Raw genomic sequence first — 24,095 nt, 5'->3', positions numbered from 1 at the left:
TATCAGGCTTGTCAGCAAGCGTTGCGGAGAATGCGGCGGGCGGCCTCGCGGGCTGACCGGTCGCGTTCATTCAGGGTCTGGACATCGACCACAGCTTGCGACGGCAGTTCCGTAAGCACGCTCTCGACGAGGTCGGCGATGCCGAGGAAGGGCAGGCCGCCGGTGAGGAAGGCTTCCACCGCCACCTCGTTTGCGGCATTGAGGATGGCGGGTGCGTCGCCACCAGCCCGCAATGCCTGAAAAGCCAGTGCGAGGCAGCGGAAGGTGGCCAGATCGGGCTGCTCGAACGCCAGTGGCGCGGAGGTGGCAAGATCAAGCGGCGGTACTCCGGCTTCCACGCGCGCAGGCCAGGCCAGCGCGTGTGCTATCGCAGTGCGCATGTCAGGGTTGCCCAGCTGGGCGAGCACCGAGCCATCGACGTATTCCACCAACGAATGCACCAAGCTTTGCGGATGCACCAGCACCTCGATGTTGGCGGGCGAGGCGCTGAACAGATGGTGCGCCTCAATCACTTCGAGACCCTTGTTCATCAGGGTGGCAGAATCGACCGAGATCTTGCGGCCCATCACCCATTTCGGATGCTTGCAGGCCTGCTCGGGCGTCACACTGGCCAGCTCGGCGCGAGTGCGCCCGCGGAACGGTCCGCCGGAGGCTGTGAGGATCAGGCGCCGCACACCACTCGCGGCCAGGCTGGGCCGACCGCCGGGCAAACACTGGAAGATCGCGTTGTGCTCGGAATCCACCGGGATCAGTTCGCCACCACCGGCTGCCAGTGCCTCCAGCAGCAGCGGGCCGGCCATGACGATGGATTCCTTGTTCGCCAGCAGCAGGCGCTTGCCTGTGCGTGCGGCGGCGAGCGTGGAATCGAGCCCGGCAGCGCCCACGATCGCGGCCACGACGGTGTCGCACAAGTTGCCCGATACGGCTGCGGTGACGGCGTCATGTCCGCTGGCGATATCGCAACGGATATTGGCTGCGGCAAGGCGGCGGGCGAGTTCGCCTTCCAGTGCTGGATCGGCGATGACCGCGAGATCCGGCCGATGGCGCACGCATAGTTCGGCGAGCGCCGCCACATTGCTATGTGCAGTGAGCACGCTGGCGCGGAACCGCTCCGGATGACGGGCGATCACATCAAGCGTGCTGCCGCCAATGGAGCCCGTGGCTCCCACTACGGCGACGTTGCGAAGTGCGCTTCTACTCATAGGCCCAGCAGCAACTTGCCTGCAGCGAATACTGGCAATGCGGCGAACACGCTGTCGAGTCGATCAAGCATGCCGCCGTGGCCCGGGAACAGGTTGCCCGAATCTTTAACCGCGGCGTGGCGTTTCATCAGGCTCTCCAGCAAGTCGCCCACGATGGAGGCGATCACGGTCACCGCCGACAACACCAGCAGGCCAACCAACTTGCCGTCATGCACATCCAGCAGGAGGCCGCCAACCAGGGCGACGAGTGCGCCACCCACGAAGGCGCCATAGACACCTGCCCAGGTCTTGCCGGGGCTGATGGTGGGGGCCAGCTTGCGGCGACCGAACTGGCGCCCGCTGAAGTATGCGCCGATGTCGGCAGCCCAGACGATGAGCAGCGCGAGCAGGGTCCACCAATGCCCCTGCGTGCCGGATCCATGGATGGATACCACCGCCACCCAGGCCGGCACGATCACCAGCAGGCCGGCGCCCAGCTTGAACAGGCAGTTTTCGCGTGTCGGTGCGGCGCCGAAGGCGAAATGGCGCAGCCATTGGCCGGTTGCCAGCCACCACGCGACGCCGATGCCGATCAATACCGGCCACCAGGCGGTGCCTCGCGCGTACCAGCACAGCGCTAGCAGCAGGGCAGTCAAAGCCAGCAGGCTGCCTCGCGGCGCAGTGGCCTTGAGACCGGACAGTCGGGTCCATTCCCACATGGCGGCCAGGAAAGCGATGGCGACGATCGGTGCGAACAGCCAGGTCGGCGTCAGCAGGATCAGGCCGATCACCAAGGGAGCGAGTAGCAGGGCGGTGAGGGTGCGCTGGAGCAGCATGCAGATCCTTGGGTTACGCCTTGAGGGCGACCTGTTCGCCGGTTTTGCCGTAACGGCGTTCGCGGCGGGCGTAGTCTTCGATGGCGCTCTTCAGGCAAGCCTGGTCGAAGTCGGGCCACAGGGTATCGGTGAAATGCAGCTCGGCGTAAGCCAGCTGCCATAACAGGAAGTTGCTGACGCGGCATTCGCCGCCAGTACGGATGAACAAGTCCAGCGGTGGCAGCTCGGCCAGGCACATCCAGTGGCCCAGCAACTGCTCGTCGATTTCGTCTGCACGCAGTTCGCCGCGCACCACTGATTCGGCGGCCTTGCGGGCAGCCTGCACAATGTCCCAGCGGCCACCGTAGTTCACGGCGATGTTCAGGTGAAGCGCATCGTTGCCGGCGGTGCGCGCCATGGCGGCGATCATGCGCTGACGCAGGCCAGCATCGAACGCGTTGAGGTCACCCACGAAACGGATGCGCACGCCATTGCCGTGCAGTTCGTCCACTTCCTTGTCCAACGCACGCAGGAACAACTCCATCAGCGCGCCGACCTCGTCCTGCGGGCGCTTCCAGTTCTCGCTGGAGAACGCGAACAGGGTGAGTACCTTGACACCCTGGCGCAGACAGCCCTCGACCACATCGCGCACGGCCTTGCGTCCGGCGTTGTGGCCGAAGGTGCGCGGCCGGTGGCGGAGTTTTGCCCAGCGACCATTGCCGTCCATCACGATGGCGATGTGGCGCGGTATCCGCGCGGGGTCGGCGCTGGTCATGATGCGAGGGTGATGGCGCTCAGAGCGCCATCAGCTCCTCTTCCTTCTGCTTGACGGCGCTGTCGACGTCCTTGACGTAGCGATCAGTGAGCTTCTGGATCTCGTCCTCGGCCTTGCGCTCGTCGTCCTCGGTGATCAGCTTTTCCTTGAGCAGATCCTTGACCTGCTGCATGGCGTCGCGACGCACGTTGCGGATAGCGATCTTGGCGTTTTCACCTTCGTGCGCCACGTGCTTGGCCATTTCGCGGCGGCGCTCTTCGGTGAGCGGCGGCATGTTCAGGCGAATCACGGTGCCTGCAGTGGTCGGCGTGATACCAACATCGGAAGCCATGATGGCCTTTTCGATGGGGGCGACCAGGGTCTTCTCGAACGGGGTGATGATGATGGAACGCGAATCGCCCAGCGCGATCGTGGCGACCTGGTTCAGCGGCATGTCCGAACCGTAGTAAGGCACCTTGATGCCTTCAACCAGCGCCGTGCTGGCGCGGCCTGTACGCAGGCGAGTCAGGTCGTGCTTGAGCGAGTCGATGCTCTTGCCCATGCGGGTCTGGGCATCGTTCTTGATGTCGTTGAGCATGCGTACACCCCTTGAACCGTGCAAGCCGTTGAGTATAGCAGGGGGTAGCGGGGCGTTGGGATTGCGCGGCTTTCTTCCTCTTCCTCTGGGGAGAGGATCGAGGTGGGGAGCGGGTGCTCGCGATAAGGCTTTGTCGAGCGTTGCTTCGATGTTGCATTACCGCAAGATGGCCCCCCACTCCAGCCCTCGCTCCCACAGGGACTACCTTCGGGTCGCCCGCAGGGAAGAGGGAGTCAAAAGTTCAGTTGTCGGAGACGAGCGTGCCCACGGTCTCGCCTCGCATGATGCGCATGAGGTTGCCTGGTACGGTCATGTCGTAGATGCGCAGCGGCATGCCATGGTCGCGGCACAACGCGATGGCGGCCGTGTCCATCACGGCGAGCTTGCCTTCGATCACCTGATCGTAGGTGAGCGTGTCGTAGCGGGTGGCGTCGGCGTGGCGAGCCGGGTCGGCGGTATACACGCCATCAACCTTGGTAGCTTTGAGCAGAAGGTTGGCACCCAGTTCCACGGCGCGCAGCGCGGCCGCCGAATCGGTGGTGAAGAACGGGTTGCCGGTGCCGGCGGCGAACAGCACGATGCGACCCTTTTCGATATGACGGATCGCGCGGCGGCGGATGAAATCCTCGGAGACATCGTGGATCTGGATCGCGCTCATCACGCGGGCAAAACCACCGCGACGCTCGATGGCGTCCTGCATGGCCAGCGCGTTCATCACGGTGGCCAGCATGCCCATGTGGTCGCCGGTGACGCGATCCATGCCGGCCGCAGCGAGGCCGGCGCCGCGGAAGATGTTGCCGCCGCCGATGACCACGCCAATCTGGATGCCGGCTTTCTGCACTTCGATGATTTCGTCGGCAAGGCGGCCGATCATCTTGGGGTCGATGCCGTAGTCGGCCTCACCCATGAGGGCTTCGCCGGAGAGTTTGAGCAGGATGCGGCGGTAATTAAGCGGTGCGCTCATGAGGTCTCCGGATTGTGTGGGGCAAAACGCGCGTATTGTAACGGCAGCGACGCGAAGGGGTAAGCATTTCGTGCCGTGGCGTCGAGGGGAAACCCAGCCTTGCCGGAGGTTTGGTACCGGGATGGGCGCAAGGGACCTGCCCACCTCGCGAGGAGGCGGGTAGCAGAAAAAGGACTTTCATAAAAAAAGCCGCGGTCTCCCGCGGCTTTTCTGTGGCCCGAAGGCGGCAAGGTACTTAGACCTGCATCGCCTTCTGAACTTCGGCCAGATAGTCTTCCTGCACCTTCTCGATGCCTTCGCCGACCACAAGACGGGCAACGGCAACCACTTCGGCGCCTTCCTTCTTGAGGGCGTCGCCGACGGTGACATTGGTGTCCAGCACGTACGGCTGGCCGACCAGGGTCACTTCCGAGACGATCTTGTTGATCTTGCCGGAGATGATCTTCTCGAGGATGTCGGCCGGCTTGGCCTTGTCCTTGTCGGTCATCTGGCTCAGCGCGATTTCCTTTTCCTTCGCGATGAACTCGGCCGGGACGTCTTCCGGCTTGATGTGCGGCGGATTCATGGCCGCCACGTGCATGGCGATGCCCTTGGCCAGCTCTTCCGAGCCGCCCTTGAGCGCCACGATCACGCCGATGCGGCCGCCATGCAGGTACGTGGCCAGCGGGCCATCGTTACCGATGCGGACCATGCGACGGACCTGGATGTTCTCGCCGATGGTGGCGATCTGGGTCTTGGTGGCTTCTTCGACCGTGCCGCCAGCCGGGTGGGCGGCAGCCTTCACGGCGTCGACGTCGGTCGCACCGGACTGCAGTGCAACAGCGGCGACGGAATCGGTGAACGCTTTGAAGTTGGGTGCCTTGGAGACGAAGTCGGTTTCGCTATTGATCTCGACCAGCACGGCCTGGCCGTTGGCGGAGGCGGCGGCGATCAGGCCTTCGGCGGCCACGCGACTGGCCTTCTTGTCGGCCTTGGCCAGGCCGGTCTTGCGCAGGTACTCGACAGCAGCTTCGATGTCGCCGTTGTTCTCAACCAGCGCCTTCTTGCAGTCCATCATGCCGGCGCCCGAACGCTCGCGCAGTTCGCTAACCAGTTTTGCGGAAATGGCAGTCATCTGGATTCCTCAAAAAACTTTGATGCGCCCCGACCCTTGCGGGCCGGGGCAGATAAGGCTTACTCGGCGTCCGGCGCCGGCTCATCGGTGCGACCGCGGCCACCACGGCCACCGTCACGACGCGGGGCGCCAGCGCCCTTCTTGGCCGGACCACGGTTGTCGCGGCGCGGCGGAGCAGCCTTGCGCTCGTCCTTGGCAACCGGGTTGCCTTCTTCGTCGAGCTCGACGAACTCGTTGGCGTCGCCCTGGGCGGCAGACGGCGCAGCGGCCTTGCCTTCCAGGATCGAGTCGGCAGCGGCGCGGGCGTACAGCTGGATGGCGCGAATGGCGTCGTCGTTACCCGGGATGGCGTAGTCGACCAGTTCCGGGTTGTAGTTGGTGTCGACCACGGCGATGACCGGGATGCCGAGCTTCTTGGCTTCCTGGACGGCGATGTCTTCGTGGCCGATGTCGATGATGAACAGCGCGTCCGGCAGACGGTTCATGTCCTTGATGCCGCCGAGCGAGTTCTGGAGCTTGTCGCGCTCACGGCGACGGGCCAGCACTTCGTGCTTGACCAGCTTCTCGAAGCTGCCGTCGGTCTCAGCCGCTTCCAGCTCCTTCAGGCGGGCAACCGACTGCTTGACCGTGCGGAAGTTGGTCAGCATGCCGCCGAGCCAGCGAGCGGTGACGAAAGGCATGCCAGCGCGTGCGGCTTCCTCGGCCAACGGCTCACGGGCGGAGCGCTTGGTGCCGACGAACAGCACGGTGCCGCGCTTCTGCGCGATCGCCGACAGGAAATTCATCGCGTCCGTGAACAGCGGCAGCGTCTTTTCGAGATTGATGATGTGGATCTTGCCGCGCGCACCAAAGATGTACGGGGCCATCTTCGGGTTCCAGTAACGGGTCTGGTGACCGAAATGCACGCCAGCTTCGAGCATCTGACGCATGGTGACTTGAGCCATGGTGTAACTCCAATTTTTATGGGTCTTGAGAGACCCGGGGGTTGGGACCTCCACGCATCCCCGGCTTCGACCGCGGCAGCCCGTATCATGTGGTGGGCGTACCACGGCACCCCGAAGGCGGTGCCGATGCGTGTGTGGCGTTTAAGTGTCCAATCAAGGACTTGGGGGCTTGTACCGCAACGCGGTTACAATCTCCCCTGTTTTGCGACTACAAAAGAGCCCGATCAAATCGGACATGTCGGGTCAGCAAAACTTCGAAATTGTAGCCGGTAAGCCGGCGGCGCGGCAAGTTGCTGGATTTCTGGGCAATTGCCGCCATGTGAGTGGAACTATGGCAGTCACCCTGAAAACTCCCGAAGACATCCAGGCCATGCGTGAGGCCGGCAAGCTGGCGGCCGAAGTGCTTGCCATGCTGAAAGAGCACGTCAAGCCTGGCGTTACCACCGAAGACCTGGACCGGCTCGCCTACGAGCACATCACCAAGGTGCAGAAGGCCATTCCGGCCAACGTGGGCTACAACGGCTTTCCAAAGACGCTGTGCACCTCGGTCAACCACGTGATCTGCCACGGCATTCCCACCCCGGGCAAGGTGCTCAAGGATGGCGACATCATCAATCTCGACGTCACCGTCATCAAGGACGGCTGGCATGGCGACACCAGCCGCATGTACTTCGTCGGCGCCCCGTCGGTGCTGGCCAAGCGTCTGGTGGATACCACCTACGAGGCGATGATGCGCGGCATTGAGGCCGTGCGCCCGGGCGCTACGCTCGGCGACATCGGCGCGGCGATCCAGAAGCATGCGGAAGCCGCGGGGTTCTCGGTGGTGCGCGAGTATTGCGGCCACGGCATCGGCAAGGTCTATCACGATGAGCCGCAGGTGCTGCACTACGGTCGTCCGAGTACCGGTCTGGAGCTGAAGAAGGGCATGACCTTCACGGTCGAGCCGATGGTCAACGCCGGCAAGCCGCAGACCAAGCAGCTGCCCGATGGCTGGACGGTGGTAACCAAGGACCATTCGTTGTCCGCGCAGTGGGAGCACACCATTGCGGTGACGGATGACGGGTTTGAGATTTTGACGCCTTGGCCGGATGCGGCGTGAGGTGAGTGATGGAGGGTCGCTTCGGCGGCCCTTCTTTTTGGTCGTTGCCTTCGGTGAACGGCAAACAGGGCGCTTCATCTGGGTCGTCATCCCTGCGAAAGCAGGGATCCAGTGACTTTCGCTCTCGACTCCGTGTTCCGGCCAGCGTGCCGCCTACGCGGCGGGCGCTTCGATCGCCTGCTCGCGCTCAAGTCACTTTTCTTTTGCTGGCCCACGCACGCGCAGGAGCGCGTGCGAACGGCGAAGCCGGCCCGAAGGGCGGAGGGCAGGATGCCCGGAGTCAAAGAAAAGTAACCCAAAGAAAATGGCCTGAAGAGCTGGCAGCACTGCGATGGATACGAGCCTGGATAGTGCGGTATCGACAGGGCGTGGCGTTGCTACCTCAAACGGAGCGGCTACACCGCGGGGCGTCGGAGTACTGAGGACCTAAAGCTGCCGTTTGCTTCATGCTTCGCTCCCTCTCCCTCCGGGGAGAGGGTTGGGGTGAGGGGGCGGGCTTGCGGCAGCGCTGCATCAAGCCCTTGTCCCTGCGAATTTCCCCGGCGGAATGCAAATACATGAATGCAAGACTGCTTCTCGCCTCCATGCGTGGCAGACTTGCTGCACTGCCACACGCACTTGCCGACCATGCCCGTCGCCCCGATCGTGCTGCCCCCCTTGCCACGCCTGCCCGCGGCGGTGCCGCGCTCAGGTGTGTCTACGGACGCGCGTCGGGCTTTGCGGCAGTTGCTGGGCGATGTGGATCGTTCACTTGCAACAGCGTTTCGCGACGGTGCCGACGCCACCGCATTGGCCCACCGCCGCGGCGAATCGGTGCAGCGCATCGTGGTGCATGTGTGGACGGCATGCCTGGGTGACGTCAGCGATGCAACGCTGTTCGCGGTTGGAGGGTTCGGTCGCGGTCTGCTGTTTCCCCATTCGGACGTCGATTTGCTGGCGCTTGTCGGGCCTTCGGAACCGGCGCGTTTGCGCGCGTTGGAGCAATGCTTCGCCACGTTGTGGGATATCGGCCTGAAAGTCGGTCACGCCGTGCGCGACTTGCTCCAATGCCGCGTGCTGGCCGGGCACGATGCCAGCGTATTCACCAGCCTGCTCGATGCGCGACGCCTGGCCGGCGACCCGGCGATGGAAGAGGGGCTCCAGGCGATCATCGATGATCCGGCGTTGTGGCCGCCGGCGGCCTATCTGGCGGTGCGTCTGGCCGAGCGCGATGCACGTCATGCGCGCTACAACGACACCGCCTACAACCTCGAGCCCAATATCAAGGACGGTCCAGGCGGGCTGCGCACACTCGATTCGTTGCGCTGGCTCGGGCGTCGTCTCGCGCATGCGGATGATTTTGACGACATGGTGGCCGAAGGGCTGCTCGATCCGGCCGAGAAAGACACGCTGGAGCAGGCCGAGGCTACGCTGCGCAGCTATCGCTTCGCACTGCATCTGGAAGCGGGGCGCGCCGAAGAGCGTTTGTTGTTCGACTATCAACGGGCGCTGGCGGCAAGTCTCGGTTTTCAGGACGAGCACGAGAAGAACCTCGGCGTCGAGCAATTCATGCAGGGCTATTACCGTGCGGCCAGCCAGGTAGAGCGGCTAGGCGTGCAGATCGCCGAGCGCTTCGAGGAAATGTTGGAGCCACCGACCGCGCCGCAACCGGTAGGCGATGATTTCATCCGCTATGGCAAACGCCTGGCGGTACGCGATCCTGACCTGTTCATGCGACGACCCGCCGCGTTGGTGGAAGCCTTCATCGTGCGGCTCGGCGAGCCCGGCATCACGGGCTTTACCGCAGACACCATGCGCCGCATCCATCAGGCAGCGGCTGTGTTGGAACGTTCGTTGGCTGATGATCCAGAAGTGCTGGTTGCGTTCCTGCGATTGCTCCGCCTGGGTGCGCCTGCGGTGGAGGCGATGTGGCGGATGAATCGCCATGGCCTGCTGGCAGCCATTCTTCCTGCATTCGGCAAAGTGTTCGGGCGTATGCAGTACGACCTGTTCCATGTCTATACCGTGGACGAACACACGCTACGCGTGCTGCGGAACGTGGCGCGTTTCGCCGAACCGGCGGCTGCCGGCGAGTTTCCCATCGCCTGCGAGATCTGGCCGACGCTGCCCAAGCCGGAATTGCTGCTGTTGGCTGCGTTGTTCCATGACATCGCCAAAGGGCGGGGCGGCGATCATTCCGTGCTTGGCGAAGAAGAGGCGCTGGCTTTCGGTCGCCGACTGGGTTTGCCTGAGGAGGACACGCAACAGGTCGCGTGGCTGGTGCGCTGGCACCTGCTGATGAGCACCACGGCGCAGCGTCAGGACATTACCGATCCGGACGTGGTGCAACGTTTTGCTGAAACGGTGGGCAATGCCGAACAGCTGGATCTGCTGTACCTGCTGACTATCGCCGATATCATCGGAACCAGTCCAAAATTGTGGAATGGCTGGAAGGACCGATTGCTGGCGGACCTCTATACGGCCACGCGATATGCGCTGCGCAGCGAGGACGAACTACCGACGGATGCCGCTGCGCGAGTGCGCGAATGCACGGATCAGGCGTTGATCTTGCTGGAGCAAGACGGGTTCACGGCAGATGCTTGCCAGCGCGTATGGCGCAGCTTTCCCGAATCGAGTTTCCTGCGGCACCACCCGGAGCAGATCGCGTGGCAGACAGCGGCGATTCTGCGCGCGCGGGGGGCAACACCGTTGATCGAGGTGCACCCGAAGTCGGTGCGCGGCACGACCGAGCTTTTTGTCTACGTGCCCGACCGCGACGGCTTGTTCGCAGCCGTTACGGCCATGCTTGATCGACTGCATTTCTCCGTCATGGAGGCACGCATTCTGAGTTCGCCCACCGGCATGGCGCTGGATACGTTCCTGTTGCTGGAGTCGGATAGCCAGCAGCCGGCCACTCCGGAGCGTGCGGAAGAATTGAAGCAGCGCATGCATCGTGCGCTGTCCCAGCCTGGGCATGTGCACCAGCCATCAAGGCGCAGCATGTCGCGCCATCTCAAGCACTTCCAGGCGGCTCCGAAGATCGCTTTCAGCACGGTGGCAGGACGCACGCGCCTTTCGCTGGTATGCAGCGACCGCCCCGGCCTGTTGGCAGCGGTGGCGCAAGGCATGATGGACGCCGGTGTGCGCGTGCACGACGCACGCATCGCGACCTTCGGCGAACGCGTCGAGGACTTCTTCCTGATCACCGATCGCCACGATGCGCCCCTGAGCATCGACCAACAGGATCGTTTGCTTCATGCGCTGCTGGAGCGGCTGGGTACGGCAAAAGTCGCCTGAAGCAGGCGCAGAAGTGAGTGAGGCAGAGCGAGAGGCGGAAGAAAGCCTCTGGCGGTCCGCTTTTTCGTGGTTCTCGTTCCTCTTTGCTCGTTTCTCCAAACTGCTCGCTGGGTTAGCATCTGCGGATATTCCTCCACCCGCGTACACCCCATGCAAACCATCCAGTCCCTTATCGATGATGCCTTCGAGCGTCGCAACGAACTGACCCAGGCCGAAGTCGAGACGCATCTGCGCCCGGCGGTGGAGCAGGTCATCAACCTGCTGGAATCCGGCGAGCGGCGCGTAGCTGAGCCCGATGACAAGGGCGGCTGGACGGTGAATCAGTGGATCAAGAAAGCGGTGCTGCTGTATTTCCGCATCAATGGCAATCGCGTGGTCGACGGTGGCCCGGCGCTGGCGTTCGACAAAGTGCCGCTGCGCTTTGCGCACGGCAACGACACCGAGCTGCAGGGCCTTGGTGCACGCGTGGTGCCCGGTGCGCTGGTGCGTCGTGGCGCGCACGTGGCGAAGGACGCGGTGTTGATGCCCAGCTACGTGAACATCGGCGCTTACGTGGGCGCGGGCACCATGGTTGATACCTGGGCTACGGTGGGCTCATGCGCACAAATTGGATCGGGCGTGCATCTCTCCGGTGGTGTGGGCATCGGTGGCGTGCTGGAACCGCTGCAGGCCAACCCGACCATCATCGAAGACAACTGCTTCATCGGTGCGCGTTCGGAAGTGGTCGAGGGTGTGATCGTGGAGAAGGGCAGCGTGATCGGCATGGGCGTGTTCCTGGGCCAATCCACGCGCATCTACAACCGAGCCACTGGCGAAGTCAGCTACGGTCGCGTGCCTGCGGGCAGCGTGGTTGTGGCAGGCAGCCTGCCGTCGAAGGACGGGACGCACAGCTTGTATGCCGCAATCATCGTCAAGCAGGTGGACGAAAAGACGCGCAGCAAGACCGGTATCAATGAATTGCTGCGGAGCGCCGAATGAGCGTGACGCTGTACGGTCTGACCACCTGCGATACCTGCCGCAAAGCGCGAAATTGGCTCGACCGTTTCGAGGTGCCGTATACCTTCGTCGACTACCGTGCGAACCCGGTGCCGGCGGCGACCCTCAAAACGTGGGCGCAGCAACTTGGCGGCTGGGAAAAGCTGGTCAACAAAGCTTCCACCACATGGCGCACCCTGCTGCCGCAACGCAAGAGCCCCGGCAGTGATCCAGAGTGGACGTTGCTGCTGAAGGAGTATCCCGCACTGGTGCGCCGCCCTGTGGTACTGCAGGAAGACGGTTCGGTCAGCGTGGGTTTCACCGATAACGGCTTCAAGAAACTCTTCGCGAGGTGACATGAAGACCCTGCGGGTGAAGACTCCACGGACGCCGCGCCAGTACCGCAACAACCTGCGCATCGAGCGCGACAACGCAGCGCTTTACGATCGCCTGGCCGAATTGACGAAGGACGAACGTATCGACCGAGCGTACCGGCGCATCGCCGATGGCGAGCGTGCCAATGCCGCGTTCTGGGAAGATCGCCTGCGCCAGATCGGAGCGGATGTGCCGGCTTCGCGGGTGGGCATGCGCGTGCATGTGCTGTCGTGGTTCGCACGCCGCTTTGGCACCGACTTCGTGATGCCGACCGTGGTACGGCTGGAGCATGCCGATCACCTTCCGACCCCGGTGGATCGTGAGAGTCACCGCAACCACTTCGTCGATGAGGCGTTGCCGCCGGTGCAAAGCGGACGCCACCGCACGCGCAGCGGCAACACGCTGCGTGCCGCGGTGCTGGGCGCCAATGACGGGCTGGTGTCCAACGGCAGCCTGGTAATGGGCATGGCCGGCGCCGCATCGGGCGATCACGCGATCCTGCTTGCCGGTTTTGCCGGGCTGGTGGCGGGTGCGTGCTCCATGGCGCTGGGCGAATGGCTGTCGGTCAATAGTTCTCGCGAGTTCTACCAGGCGCAGATCGCCGCGCGTGCCGAACGCCTGGCGGTATCGCCGGAGGACGGCATGCATCGCATTGCCGGTATCTATCGCGAGAAAGGGCTGGAATCGCAGGCGGCTGAACATTTGGCCGAACATCTGGCCGAAACGCCGCGCACGGCGCTGGATACGCTGGTGCGTGAAGATCTCGGCATCGATCCCGATGAGTTGGGCGGCTCTGCTTATGGCGCGGCCATATCCTCGTTCTGCCTGTTCGCCCTGGGCGCGCTGTTTCCCGTAGCGCCGTACCTGTTTCTGCGGGGCAACGCCGCGCTGGTGGCGTGCATGCTCTCCACCATGGCGGCGCTGGTGCTGATCGGCATGGGTACTGCGCTGTTTACGGGTCGCAGCATGCTGTTTTCCATCGTGCGCCAGCTGGCTATCACGGTGGCTGCGGCGGGTGTCACCTATCTGATCGGTCACCTGATGGGCGTCGCGCTTACGGGCTGAGCGAAGCGCGTCGGGTCGTTCGTATTTCATTTTTCGTTGAGGGAAGCCATGTCCGCCGTATTCGATCTTGCCTGTGAGCTGATCCGTCGCCGTTCGGTCACACCGGACGATGCCGGCTGCCAGGCGCTGCTGGGCAAGCGGCTGGCGGCGGCGGGTTTCAAGGTTCAGCACCTGCGCTATGGCGATGTGGACAACCTGTGGGCCACGCATGGCAGTGGCGGGCCGCTACTGGTTTTCCTGGGGCATACCGATGTGGTGCCCACCGGTCCGGTGGAGACGTGGCATGGCGATCCCTTTGAGCCCGTTGTGCGGGATGGCCATCTATACGGCCGCGGCGCCGCGGACATGAAAGGCTCAGTGGCGGCGATGGCGGTGGCACTCGAGGCGTTTGTGGCGACGCACCCCGATCATCGTGGGCGCGTAGGCCTTTTGCTGACAAGCGACGAGGAAGGGCCGACCAATCTCGATGGCGTGCGCCGTGTGGCCGAGCATTTTCGTGCCATCGGTGAGCGTATCGACTGGTGCGTGGTGGGTGAGCCCTCTTCGAAAGAGCGGCTGGGTGACCTGATTCGCGTGGGGCGTCGCGGCTCGCTGTCGGGCACGCTCGTGGTGCACGGTGTGCAAGGTCATGTGGCGTACCCGGAGAAGGCGAAGAATCCCATCCATGCCTTCGCACCGGCGTTGGCGGAGCTGGCTGCCGAGCGATGGGACGAAGGCAACGCCGACTTCCCGCCCACCTCGTTTCAGGTATCCAATCTCAACGCCGGTACGGGTGCCAACAACGTGATACCTGGCGCACTGACGGCGCTGATCAATTTCCGTTACAGCACTGCCAGTCGCGCAGAAGATTTGCGTGCGCGCACCGAGGCCATTCTCGACAAGCATGGGGTGGACTGGCAGGTCGAATGGTCGCTCTCCGGGGAACCGTTCCTCACGCCACCAGGCGGCGCCGTGCGCGAAGCGGTGGTGGCCGTATGCCGTGAGTTGTGCAGTGTGACGCCGGAGGAGAGCACCGGGGGCGGTACGTCCGATGGCCGCTTCATCGCGCCGCTGGGCGCCGAGGTGGTCGAGTTGGGGCCGGTCAATGCCACCATCCACAAGGTAGACGAGTGCGTCGCCGTCGCCGATCTCGAGAAGTTGCCGTCGCTCTATCTTGCCGCCTGCAAGAAACTGCTGGGCTGAAAACGCGTCGCGGTGCCGGGCATATGCCGATTGCCCGGTTTGCCCAAGCCCATGCGGGCGTGGCACCCTGCCTGAGTCACACCTCTGGACGTCCAGAAGTCCGCAACTCGGGAGTATTCATGTCTCGCAAGTTCTTCAGCATTGCGCTCGCCACCACCTTGTCAGCCACCGCGATGGCTGCTGTACCGACGTCCGAGCAGCCAGGTCTCGCACAGATTCGCGAAACGGACTTGCGCGCCGATCTTGGTTTTCTCGCGTCCGACGCGCTGCAAGGCCGGCTCTCACTGCAGCCCGGCGATGATGCCGCCGTGCAATGGATTGCCTCGGAGTTCGCCAAGGCAGGGCTGAAGCCGGCCGCCATCGATGCCCAGCGGCAGTCCAGCTATCTGCAGGCCGTGCCGCTGGTTGAGTACCGGCCCGATGCGAAGGCCACACGCCTGGAGCTCAAGCGACAGGGCAAGAACACGGAATGGAAGGATCCCGACGTGTCGGGTTCATTTCCGGAGGATCGCGACGTGGAAGCGCCGGTGGTGTTTGCTGGTTACGGAATCACCGCGCCGGAGCTGGGTTATGACGACTACGCGAACCTGGATGTGAAGGGCAAGGTGGTCATCGTGTTCGACCACGAGCCACAGGAGAAGGACGCCGCCTCCACTTTCAACGGCACCGGCAACACGCGCTACGCCACTAGCTACGTGAAGGTGCTCAACGCGCAGGAACACGGTGCTGTCGCCGTGCTGCTCGCTCCCGAGCCCTCGCACAACCATCCGTCAGCGCAGGAAATTCGCACCCGCATCGGCCATCACGCGGAGCACGCGGCCAACCCGATTCCTGCTCAGGCGCTGGCCGACAGTCCGCTGCATATTCCCAGCATGGTGATCTCCGCTGACGTTTCCAGTCAGTTGCTGGCGCCCAGTGGCGATACGCCAGCCGCACTACAGAACGCCATCGACAAAGACCTCAAATCGCATTCGCGGCCGCTGCCGGATAGCACGATCAGCCTGCACCTGCACAACAGCTCACGGCGCGAAGCCTCGACCTGGAACGTGGTTGGACTGGTCGAGGGCAGCGATCCGAAGCTGGCGCCGGAAACCGTCATCATTAGCGCGCATCACGATCACGATGGCGAAAGCGGCGGCAAGATCTGGCACGGTGCCGATGACAACGGCTCGGGCACGGTGGGCGTGGTGACGCTGGCCCGTGCGTTTGCCGCCAATCCGGCCAAGCCCAAGCGTTCGATCCTGTTCGTGGTATTTGCTGCCGAAGAGCGTGGCTTGCTTGGCGCCTACTATCTTGCGGCGCACCCGCTGCGTCCGCTGGACACCACGCGTGCCATGATCAATTTCGACATGATCGGCCGCGACGAGAAGCCCAGCCAGCAGACGGACGGCCTGATCGACGTGCCGGCCGATACCAGCAACCGACTCAACCTGATTGGCGCGGCCTACAGCCCGGATTATCAGCGCGCGGTGGCCAAGCAGAACGAACAAGTGGGCCTTGTGCTCGATGATCGGTTCGATCACGAGTACGCGCTGAATGTGTTCTTCCGCTCCGACCAGTTTCCATTCGTGCTGCACAACGTGCCGGCTTTCTGGTGGTTCACGGGCTTTCATCCCGATTACCACCATCCCAGCGACACGGCGGAAAAAATTGACTATCCGAAGATGGCGAAGATCCTGAAGCTCGCCTATCTCAGCGCCTGGCAGTTCGCCGACGAGGCGACACCACCGCGGTTTGTGTCGCATCCGGGCAATCAGCAAACGCACTGAGCGCTCTTATCCATATCTACGGATCATGACAGTGGCGGCTGCGGGACAGGTCTGTTGCTGTTTCAAGGCCATATCGCCGCATGACAAAGAAAAGCCGCCTTTTGGGCGGCTTTTCTGTTGGCGTATACATGGCTCCGACTGTTGTCAGGTGCCAGTGAAGTAGGGGCCGACCATCAGCCTGTCGTTGCCCAATACCGACATGACGTCACCGTTTGGCTGAATGTAATCCAGGCGCTTGGGCGTTTCACCGGACGAGGCGGACGCGTCAGCGGCAGTTGGCATCTGGACGTTGTCGTGGTGGCCACTGAAGGTCAGCGCCAGCATCTTGCCGAGCTCGAGGCCACCGTCATGAAGTGCTTGCTTGAGTGCAGCAGCGTCATGATCGCCCCACGTCCTTGCATACTCATAAGCCAGTTGGCTTTGATCCCAGGCAGGGCTGTTGGCCGCAGCAAGATTCTTTTTGTGCTGATCGATCCTGTCCATCAGGGCCCGGCGACTTCTGCCCGCGGTGACGTCGAAACGTGGTTGCTTGTTGAGGTCATCGATTTGGGCATCAATGGCAGCCTGGTCCCAATGAGCGTTTTCCTCGGCAATCATCCGTTCCGTATCGGCTGGAGTCTTGTCGGCGATATGCAGCGCCTCGGACTGGAATACCAGCGTGTTGTGGAAGACAGGCTTGTGGCGCCAGTCGCTCGCTGCATTGCCAGGCTGTTGGCGAAACAGTTCTACCTCAGCCACTACGACCACATGCGAGAAATCCGTGCTCAGCGCATAACGAGGATGCACCACCAACCAGGAAGTGATCTCCTGAGAAGGTGCGATGCCTTTTACATTGGCAACCACCTGAGTCGCCCCTCGGTTGAGCCACGTCACGTCCCTGGCCGAGTCCACAATGGCTTGCCGGAGTTGCTCTTGCAGACTTGCGCCCTTGCTTGCCTCGCGTAGATTGGCGATATGAGTTTCGGCGAACTTGTGGTTGTCTGCCTTCGTTGCGGCGGAAACGATCGCCATGCCTAACGCTCCTCCTACCGCGTTGGCGCCGATACCATTCCAGCTCATCGGCTGTGTCGGGGTGAGCGCTGGTGGCACGTTACCGTTAATGCCCGTGTAAAGCGCTTCGATGGCCGGCTGGTCCATGGCCAGGAACAACGAGGTTTGCTGCAGATCAACGACGTAACTGGCGTTGTTGATGTCGCTTGCACGAGTAGCGAACGGCAAGATCGCCGAGCCAGCGAGACAGAGACCTGCCAGCAACTTCTTGTGGTGCATGTGGATTTCCCCCTTAGGCTCGGGGGGAAAGAAAGGCGTTTCGTACCCAGTGTGCTGGATAGGTGCTGGCCATGCCCCCCGACATCGCCAGCACCGCGTTATAGCAAATCAAGCGACCACGACCATTCACGTTCCGTATCGCTAGGCCTTGGGCATCAGCGTCAACGTGTGCTGCTCAGGCCCCGGCAACAGCGGCGTGGGGCGACCATTGACCCAGTCTTCCTCGCCCGCGCCGTGATACGGCGACAACGGATTGTCGCTCTGGCCGCCCGGCATGTGCAGGATGCTTTGCGCCTCGTGTCCGGGCATCGCATCGAGGCGCTCGGAGGCGCCGAAGCCCGGTGAGACGACGCGCGGCATGTTGTTGTCACCGGCCAGCGACTCGTCCGGCATGTCGAGCATGCGGCCAATGAACGGCGGCAGGGCGCGTGACAGCGGATGGCGAATGGCGGTGCGGTTGTACTCGCCCCAGCTGCGAGCGGCCAGACCGCCAGGTTGCTTGCCCAGTTCGTCGACCACCTGATGCGCGGCGGCGGTCAGCAGTGCGTTCCAGTTGTCGTACTTCGGATCGAGCAGATGCACGGGCCGGTCGCGCAGCAGCGCCCACACGGCGGCTTCGGTGTCGTTCATGCCGGGCCAGCTGAAGTCGTCATGTTTCTGCTTCACCTGCGCCACGAACGGCGCGAGCACGTTTTCCTTCACCTTGTCGCGGAAGGCGCGCACCAATCGATAGTCCACGCTTTCCGGCGCGGCGCGGCCGGTCCAGGTGGCAGTGAGCTGGCGCAGTTGTTCCAGCTCCGGATCGCTGGTACCGGCCAGCGTGTCCTGCAACAGACGCTGCCAACGAGTGAGCAACACGGCGCGGTTGTCGAGTTGCACATCAAGCATGTTGCCGGGCGTGAAGCTGTTGCGCGCGCGCAGGTCGTCGCGAATCTGCTGCGCACGTGCGCCCAGGTCGTGGCCGCCGTTGCCCAGCAGGTCGAGTTCGGCACCGTCCACGGTTCGGTTGTTGGCCGTCCACAGGCGGCCGTCGGCCGGATCTTCAATGCGCGGGTATTGCGATGGGTCGGCCCAGCCGACCCAGCCGGTATCGGGCGTTGACCAGTCGGCTGGCAGGCGCCCATCGAAACCTTTGCGCAGCGGCATGCTGTTGCCGGTGATGGTCCAGCCGATGTGGCCGGCGCTGTCGGCAACCAGCAGGTTCTGCGGCGGCATGCCCATGGTGGGCGCCGGGTCCAGCGCAGCGTGCGCGCTATCGGCGTGTTCCAGCTGCATCACATTGATGTTGTAGCCGCGCGGGCGATCGCCGATCCACGCCAGCGCCAGCGGCGTGCCGTCGGTGTCCTTGCCCATGATCGGTCCCCAGCGCGTGGCTTCCACTTTCAGCGTGTAGCTGGGCGCGTCCTTGATGCGGATGATCTCGTCGTGCGTCTCGATGGCGGCCCAGCCTTCGGGCACCTTGTAGCGGGTGGCATCGTTCGGGTCGCGTTGCACGCGCACCCAGTCCAGCCAGTCGCCGTAGCTGTTGGTGAACCCCCAGGCGACCTGTCCATTGGAACCGACCACCAGCGCCGGTGTGCCGGGCAGGGAGACGCCGCTTACATCGCGCTGGCCGCTCGGTGCGGTGGAGTCGGGATAACGCAGCCGTGTGCGGAACCAGATGTTGGGCACGCGCAGACTCAAGTGCATGTCATTGGCGAGAATGGCCGAGCCGCTTTCAGTCAGGCTGCCGGCCACGGCGAAGCTGTTGCTGCCCGGGCGGGGTTGATCGAGCGCCGGCAGCAGGGCGGCGGTGAGCGCGGTGCTGTCGACATGGGTGGCCGGTTGCGACTGGCGCAGGTCGAACACATCTGCCGCAGGAATCACCGGCGGGCGCGAGAGGTCACCCTTGAGCGGCGCCTCCCAGTCCGGGTCGGGCGACAGCAGGAAGTCGGCGACCGGTGCCGGCAACGCCGAACGCAGCTCGGCGATATGCAATTCGCGATCGTTGCGGCCGTCGCCATTGAGGTCCAGGTACATCGCCGAGATCACGAGGAACGAATCCTCCGGACGCCACGGCTGCGGCTTCGCCTTCAGCAGCAGGTATTCCCACGGCTTCACGCGCAGGTCGGCCAGGCCGGCGTTGACGCCCGCCGCGTACAGGTCGAGGGTGTGTTTCTGCTCGGGCGCCAGCGCTGCATAAGCGGCCTCGGCCACGCTACGCAGGCGATGGCGACGATGGTTGATGTCGGTATCCAGTGCCTTGGCGCCCACCAGCTCGGACAGCTCGCCGGCAGGCAGGCGACGCATCAGGTCCATCGCAAAGAAGCGCTCCTGCGCATGCACGTAGCCCAGTGCATAGCTGATGTCATCGCGGCTCTTGGCTTGCAGCGTCGCGGTGCCCAGCGCGTCGCGGGTGATCGATACCGCGTCGCCGAGGCCGGCCAGGTGCACCTCTCCATCGAGCCGTGCGCGGCTACCTGCAAGCATGTACCAGCCGGCGGCGAACACGCCCAGTATCAGGATCAGCAATGTGCCGATGAGGTAGCGAAGCCAGCGGAAACGTCGTGGTTGCGTCATGGCGTGTGCAGCTCAGTCCGTTGGTGGTGGAGGAACAAGACCGGCCGCACAAGCGGGCGGGGTTCAAGGCGTTGGTTGGGTAAACACCGCAAAAATGCCGGCGTAGGGCTTCACCATGAACGTGGGCGCACCGGCATAGCCTTCGCCGTCCACGTAAAACTGCGAAATGGTGCCGTCGAGGTACAGCGCGTCACGGCAGCCTAGTTCTTCCTTGAACAGTCGCGCAAAGGTATGAAAATTCACCGGCGCTTCGCTCACCGCGAACACCACGTGATGCGGCGTCTTCGCGCACACGCCACTACGCCACTTCAGGCTGCTGGAGTCGTCGATGAACTGGTCGTTGAGTTTGCCGTCGATCACCAGCATGGGGCCCGACTGGCTGGCCCATTGCACGGGCTTGCCCGCTGCCTTGAAGGCTGCGCTGGTGTGTACTTCGGCATGGCCATCCGGGTAGATGGCGAACACGCCATTGGGCAGCAGCGAGAAGTTGCCCGACGCAGGATTGCCGTGGGCGAGATTCAACGGCACCACCGTCTTGCCGTTTTCCACGTACAGGCCCAGCGGTGCGAACTGTCGGTCGTAGATGCCGGCATTGGTCGCGAACAGCATGCGGCGGCCGTGTGCCATGCCCCATTGGCGCAGCGCATTGATGGTGCCGTAAGGCTCGCCGCTGCCGGGTTCCTTCCAGTGCAGGCTCAGCGTTTCGCGCTTGAGGTCAACGTTGACCACGCGGAAGTTCTGGCTTTCGAACACGCGCGCGTCGCTGTCCACGGCCTTGGCCTGTTGGTCGCAACCGGCCAGGCCACCCAGCAACAAGATGGGAGCCAGCAGGAGCCAGGGCAGGCGGCGAAGCAGCGGACGTCGGATCGAAGTCGTGGACGTGGGCATAACCCAGATGGTCGCCGGCCCAGCCCAATTCACGCAAGCCCGGCCGCCGCATGTTTTAAACTCAACGCTTTTCCCAGGTAGCGCGGACCCATGCCCTACACACCCATCGTCGCCACGCTTGGCTATGTGCTGTCGCCCGATCGCCGGCAGGTGCTGATGATCCACCGCAACTCGCGCCCGGACGACCTGCATCTGGGCAAGTACAACGGCCTGGGCGGCAAGATGGAGCCAGGCGAGGACATTGCCGCCTGCATGCAGCGCGAAATCCATGAGGAAGCCGGCATTACCTGCGAGTCGATGTCCTTGCGCGGCACACTCAACTGGCCCGGCTTCGGCAAGCACGGCGAAGACTGGCTGGGCTTCATCTTCGTAATCGACCGCTACGACGGCACACCGTTCACGTCCAACAACGAGGGCACGCTGGAATGGGTGCCGCTGGATCGCCTGATGGACCTGCCCATGTGGGAAGGCGACCGTCACTTCCTGCCGCTGGTGTTCGATGGAGACTCACGCCCGTTCCACGGCGTGATGCCATACAAGGACGGGCGCATGCAGTCGTGGGCGTATTCGCGGCTGTGAGCGGGACCATACGCATCGTCGCCGCGGTGATCCGCGATGCACAGGGTCGGGTGCTGATGGTGCGCAAGCGTGGTGCCGATGTGCTGCAGCAACCCGGTGGCAAGCGCGATGTTGGCGATAGCGACGACCTGCATACGCTGGCGCGAGAGCTGCACGAAGAACTGGGTTGTGTGATGCATCGCGATGGTGCGCTCTGGCTGGGTTGTTTCAGCGCGCTGGCGGCCAATGAGCCTGGACATGTCGTCGAGGCGGAAGTCTACGAGGTCAGCGCGGAGGGTCCGTTCTTGCCGCGTGCGGAGATCGAGGAAGTGCGCTGGATCGATCCGGCGGCGCCCGGCGACTTGCCCATCGCACGACTGAGCCGTGAACAGATCCTGCCGTTGCCCGCAGAGGTCTGATTTACCTTTTTTGCTCGTCATCCCAGCGAAAGCTGGGATCCAGCGTCTTCCGTGCCTTGCAAAGGCACGGGATTCCAGCTTCCGCCGGGATTACAGCTTGCACGGGATTCGAACGGGCGCCCAGCAAGAGGTGCGCTACACCGTTGCCGTCGACCGGTTGCGATTTCGTCCGGTGATGTGGGCCAGCGTATTGACGTTGTCCACCAGCCGATCGCTGATGCGCATGAGCAGCTCCGCCGCCTGGCGGTCTTCCGCCATGTTCAGCAGTGCAGCGTAGGTGCGCTGCAGGCTGCGCAGGTCAGGCAAATGTTCCGGAGCGCGCTGCGTTCGCAGGGCCGAGGCGATTTCGTGCAGCGCGGCGGCGCCGTGGTCGACGAAGGCGCACATCTCCGCCGTTTCGGGCAGGTTGTTGTGATCGTCGATCAGCGCCTCCAGCGTCATTGCCGTGCGCGCGAGGCGGTTGCCGTTGGCGAACAGGGCATTGGCCAGCTCCAACAACGCCGGTGGCGTGGCGGGTTCAGCGCGCATGCGGTCCAGCGAAGCCTGGGCGTTGCTGCGCGCGGTGCGCGCGGCGGTACGTGCTTCGCGGCGACCGTCGCGACGTTCAGGGCGGGCCAACGCGCGCAGGTAATCGGCATAGGCATCGAGCATGTCCGACAGCGCGGCGCGGGCCCGACCGCGTTCCCAGGTGGGCCACAGCACATAGGCCAGCAGTGCCATGCCGCTGCCCAGCGCGGTGTTGATCACGCGGTCCATCACCGCATCGCTGGAGTTCACGCCTTCGAACGAAAGCAGGATCACCACCGTGCCGGTCAGCGCGGCCACGGCCGCACCGTAGTGCGCGGTGGCGAGATAGCGGAACGCCATGCACAGCGCCGCCATCAACGCCAAGTGTGCCCAGGCGTCGTGCGGCGTGTAGTGCAGTAAGGCCGTGGTGAGCAACAGACCCAGCACGGTGCCGACCACGCGCAGCAGGCCGAAGTTAAAGGTGGCGGCAAAATCGGGTCGCAACACGATGGCGGCGGTCATCGGTAGCCAGTAGCCGTGCGGCAACTGCAACTCGCGCGCCACGAACAAGGTGGCGGACAAGGTGACGGCGCTGCGTACGGCATGGCGAAACGCCACCGAGTGCGGCGTGAGGTTGGCTCGCAGCGTGGCGAATGCCGAACTGCTGCGCAGCGCGGTAGGCAGCGGTGTTTCGGCGGCAGCGGCGCGCAGTTCGCCACGGCTGCCGGCCCAGTTCGCGTTACGCACGGCGGCGGCCAGCTGGCCGGACAGCGAGTGGATATGCGTCGCCAATCCATCGGCATTGCCACCGTTGCTCAGCAGGGCGTTCTCGCTGGCCTGCAGCGTCTGCAGGGCGTGCTCGGCCTGCCTGGGCGAGTCGCCGGCCTCCAGCGCATCGGCGATGGCACCCAGTACGCGCGCAGCATCGCCGCGGAACATCGCATGGATGGTCGGGTTGGCGTGCAGCTCCGCCATGGCGGTAAGTTCCAGCCGGATGCGCTCGGCCAGTTCCAGCAGCACGCCAAAGGCTTCCATGGCGCGACCGCGCGCATGATGCCGGCCGAGCAGGGTGTGCTGCAGCGTGGTCATGGCATCGGTGAGGGCGGGCACGTCGGCATCGTCGTGTGCCTGTTGCCGCGCCAGCGTGGCCAGCCCGCGATAGACCGCGGCCAACGCATGGCGCTCCGGCCGATAGCGCTGCAGTGGCCACGCGGCAACGGAGAACACGGTGAGCAGCAGGCCACCGGCAAAGATCAGGCTGGCGGCGGCTATAGCCTCCCCCAGCGGGCGCGGCGTGGCTGCCGTAACCACCAGCAGGATCATGCTGGTCATGCCCACGCGGGTCATGTCGGTGCCGAACACCACCAGCAAACCGCCGAAAAAGCCAAAGGCGGCCGTGGCGATCAGCATGGGTATCAGCTGGTCGCCGATCAGGAAGCCAAGCAGTGAGGCCAGGCCCGCCGCCAACGAGGCGAGCAGCAGCCGCGCCATGCGCTGGCGATACGGGCCGGGCTGGTCGGAGAACATGGTGTCCAGCGCGCCGGCGCCTATGCCCAGCCCGATGCCGGGGTGCCCACTGGCAATGCCGATGGCAAGCGGCAGGATGACCGCAGCGGTGTTTCGAATCACCACGCGCATGGGGACATCCGGCCGCTTGGCGGTCAGCAGGCTGTCCACGACAGTGGCGCGTAGTGAGTATCCGCTGGAGGGCATGGTGCTTCGTTCGCTCCTAAACGATGCAGTCATTTTGCCTCACGGCGCCTGAAGCAAACGCGACGAAATGT

At 63.9% G+C, this 24,095-nt stretch carries 20 protein-coding genes; 9 read left to right on the top strand and 11 right to left on the bottom strand.

What is annotated here, in order from left to right:
• Positions 1-11: 11 nt before the first annotated feature.
• From AC3CBN_RS19315 to rpsB, 7 genes are all read right to left on the bottom strand, one after another.
• The gene (locus AC3CBN_RS19315; RefSeq protein WP_488634610.1) at positions 12-1,202 is read right to left on the bottom strand and encodes a 1-deoxy-D-xylulose-5-phosphate reductoisomerase; all 1,191 of its coding nucleotides are present in this window, start codon (positions 1,200-1,202) and stop codon (positions 12-14) included.
• Positions 1,199-2,017 (bottom strand): phosphatidate cytidylyltransferase, encoded by an 819-nt coding sequence (locus tag AC3CBN_RS19310; protein ID WP_488634609.1) that lies wholly within the window; start codon positions 2,015-2,017, stop codon positions 1,199-1,201. Before AC3CBN_RS19310 ends, AC3CBN_RS19315 begins: the two co-directional genes overlap by 4 nt.
• 13 nt (positions 2,018-2,030) lie before the next feature.
• Complete coding sequence (gene uppS / locus AC3CBN_RS19305) at positions 2,031-2,771, bottom strand: polyprenyl diphosphate synthase (RefSeq protein ID WP_488634608.1); 741 nt, start codon at positions 2,769-2,771, stop codon at positions 2,031-2,033.
• Between the two features lie 19 nt (positions 2,772-2,790).
• Positions 2,791-3,348, bottom strand: a complete 558-nt coding sequence (gene frr / locus AC3CBN_RS19300; protein ID WP_488634607.1) for a ribosome recycling factor — start codon at positions 3,346-3,348, stop codon at positions 2,791-2,793.
• 241 nt (positions 3,349-3,589) lie between these two features.
• Entirely contained in the window at positions 3,590-4,312 is a 723-nt protein-coding gene (pyrH, locus tag AC3CBN_RS19295; RefSeq protein WP_488634606.1) for a UMP kinase, read from the bottom strand.
• Positions 4,313-4,547: 235 nt separating this feature from the next.
• Positions 4,548-5,426: a translation elongation factor Ts gene (gene tsf / locus AC3CBN_RS19290; protein ID WP_488634605.1), complete on the bottom strand. Its 879-nt coding sequence runs from the start codon at positions 5,424-5,426 to the stop codon at positions 4,548-4,550.
• Between the two features lie 59 nt (positions 5,427-5,485).
• Positions 5,486-6,370, bottom strand: coding sequence for a 30S ribosomal protein S2 (gene rpsB / locus AC3CBN_RS19285; protein WP_488634604.1), 885 nt, complete (start codon positions 6,368-6,370; stop codon positions 5,486-5,488).
• 331 nt (positions 6,371-6,701) lie between these two features.
• Here rpsB and map point away from each other — a divergent pair, with 331 nt between their 5' ends.
• From map to AC3CBN_RS19250, 7 genes are all read left to right on the top strand, one after another.
• A complete protein-coding gene (map, locus tag AC3CBN_RS19280) occupies positions 6,702-7,469 on the top strand; it encodes a type I methionyl aminopeptidase (protein WP_488634603.1) in 768 nt (255 codons plus the stop codon).
• A gap of 627 nt (positions 7,470-8,096) precedes the next feature.
• Complete coding sequence (glnD, locus tag AC3CBN_RS19275; protein ID WP_488634602.1) at positions 8,097-10,745, top strand: [protein-PII] uridylyltransferase; 2,649 nt, start codon at positions 8,097-8,099, stop codon at positions 10,743-10,745.
• A 150-nt stretch (positions 10,746-10,895) separates the two neighbouring features.
• On the top strand, positions 10,896-11,723 hold the full coding sequence (dapD, locus tag AC3CBN_RS19270) for a 2,3,4,5-tetrahydropyridine-2,6-dicarboxylate N-succinyltransferase (protein WP_488634601.1): 828 nt from the start codon (positions 10,896-10,898) through the stop codon (positions 11,721-11,723).
• Entirely contained in the window at positions 11,720-12,076 is a 357-nt protein-coding gene (locus AC3CBN_RS19265; protein ID WP_488634600.1) for a Spx/MgsR family RNA polymerase-binding regulatory protein, read from the top strand. Before dapD ends, AC3CBN_RS19265 begins: the two co-directional genes overlap by 4 nt.
• Before the next feature lies 1 nt (position 12,077).
• Positions 12,078-13,160 (top strand): VIT1/CCC1 transporter family protein, encoded by a 1,083-nt coding sequence (locus AC3CBN_RS19260; protein ID WP_488634599.1) that lies wholly within the window; start codon positions 12,078-12,080, stop codon positions 13,158-13,160.
• 48 nt (positions 13,161-13,208) lie between these two features.
• The gene (dapE, locus tag AC3CBN_RS19255) at positions 13,209-14,342 is read left to right on the top strand and encodes a succinyl-diaminopimelate desuccinylase (RefSeq protein WP_488634598.1); all 1,134 of its coding nucleotides are present in this window, start codon (positions 13,209-13,211) and stop codon (positions 14,340-14,342) included.
• 119 nt (positions 14,343-14,461) lie between these two features.
• On the top strand, positions 14,462-16,111 hold the full coding sequence (locus AC3CBN_RS19250) for a M20/M25/M40 family metallo-hydrolase (protein WP_488634597.1): 1,650 nt from the start codon (positions 14,462-14,464) through the stop codon (positions 16,109-16,111).
• A gap of 144 nt (positions 16,112-16,255) precedes the next feature.
• On the opposite strand, the gene AC3CBN_RS19245 is transcribed toward AC3CBN_RS19250, so the two are convergent.
• The 3 genes from AC3CBN_RS19245 to AC3CBN_RS19235 all read right to left on the bottom strand — a co-directional run bounded on the left by AC3CBN_RS19245 (position 16,256) and on the right by AC3CBN_RS19235 (position 20,827).
• A complete protein-coding gene (locus AC3CBN_RS19245; protein WP_488634596.1) occupies positions 16,256-17,380 on the bottom strand; it encodes a hypothetical protein in 1,125 nt (374 codons plus the stop codon).
• A 141-nt stretch (positions 17,381-17,521) separates the two neighbouring features.
• Positions 17,522-19,939 (bottom strand): penicillin acylase family protein, encoded by a 2,418-nt coding sequence (locus tag AC3CBN_RS19240; protein WP_488634595.1) that lies wholly within the window; start codon positions 19,937-19,939, stop codon positions 17,522-17,524.
• Between the two features lie 63 nt (positions 19,940-20,002).
• Positions 20,003-20,827, bottom strand: a complete 825-nt coding sequence (locus tag AC3CBN_RS19235; protein WP_488634594.1) for a phosphodiester glycosidase family protein — start codon at positions 20,825-20,827, stop codon at positions 20,003-20,005.
• A 90-nt stretch (positions 20,828-20,917) separates the two neighbouring features.
• Here AC3CBN_RS19235 and AC3CBN_RS19230 point away from each other — a divergent pair, with 90 nt between their 5' ends.
• Positions 20,918-21,406 carry an NUDIX hydrolase gene (locus AC3CBN_RS19230; protein WP_488634593.1) on the top strand — a complete coding sequence of 163 codons (489 nt, stop codon included), beginning with the start codon at positions 20,918-20,920 and terminating at the stop codon, positions 21,404-21,406.
• Positions 21,403-21,804: an NUDIX hydrolase gene (locus AC3CBN_RS19225; RefSeq protein ID WP_488634592.1), complete on the top strand. Its 402-nt coding sequence runs from the start codon at positions 21,403-21,405 to the stop codon at positions 21,802-21,804. Before AC3CBN_RS19230 ends, AC3CBN_RS19225 begins: the two co-directional genes overlap by 4 nt.
• A 135-nt stretch (positions 21,805-21,939) precedes the next feature.
• Here AC3CBN_RS19225 and AC3CBN_RS19220 read toward each other — a convergent pair whose 3' ends face one another.
• A complete protein-coding gene (locus AC3CBN_RS19220) occupies positions 21,940-24,024 on the bottom strand; it encodes an FUSC family protein (RefSeq protein WP_488634591.1) in 2,085 nt (694 codons plus the stop codon).
• Positions 24,025-24,095 lie beyond the last annotated feature (71 nt).

The sequence above is a fragment of the Dyella sp. OK584 genome (assembly GCF_057787755.1).
The sequence above is the reverse complement of the archived record's forward strand: the minus strand, read 5'-3'. Positions and strand labels throughout refer to the sequence as shown.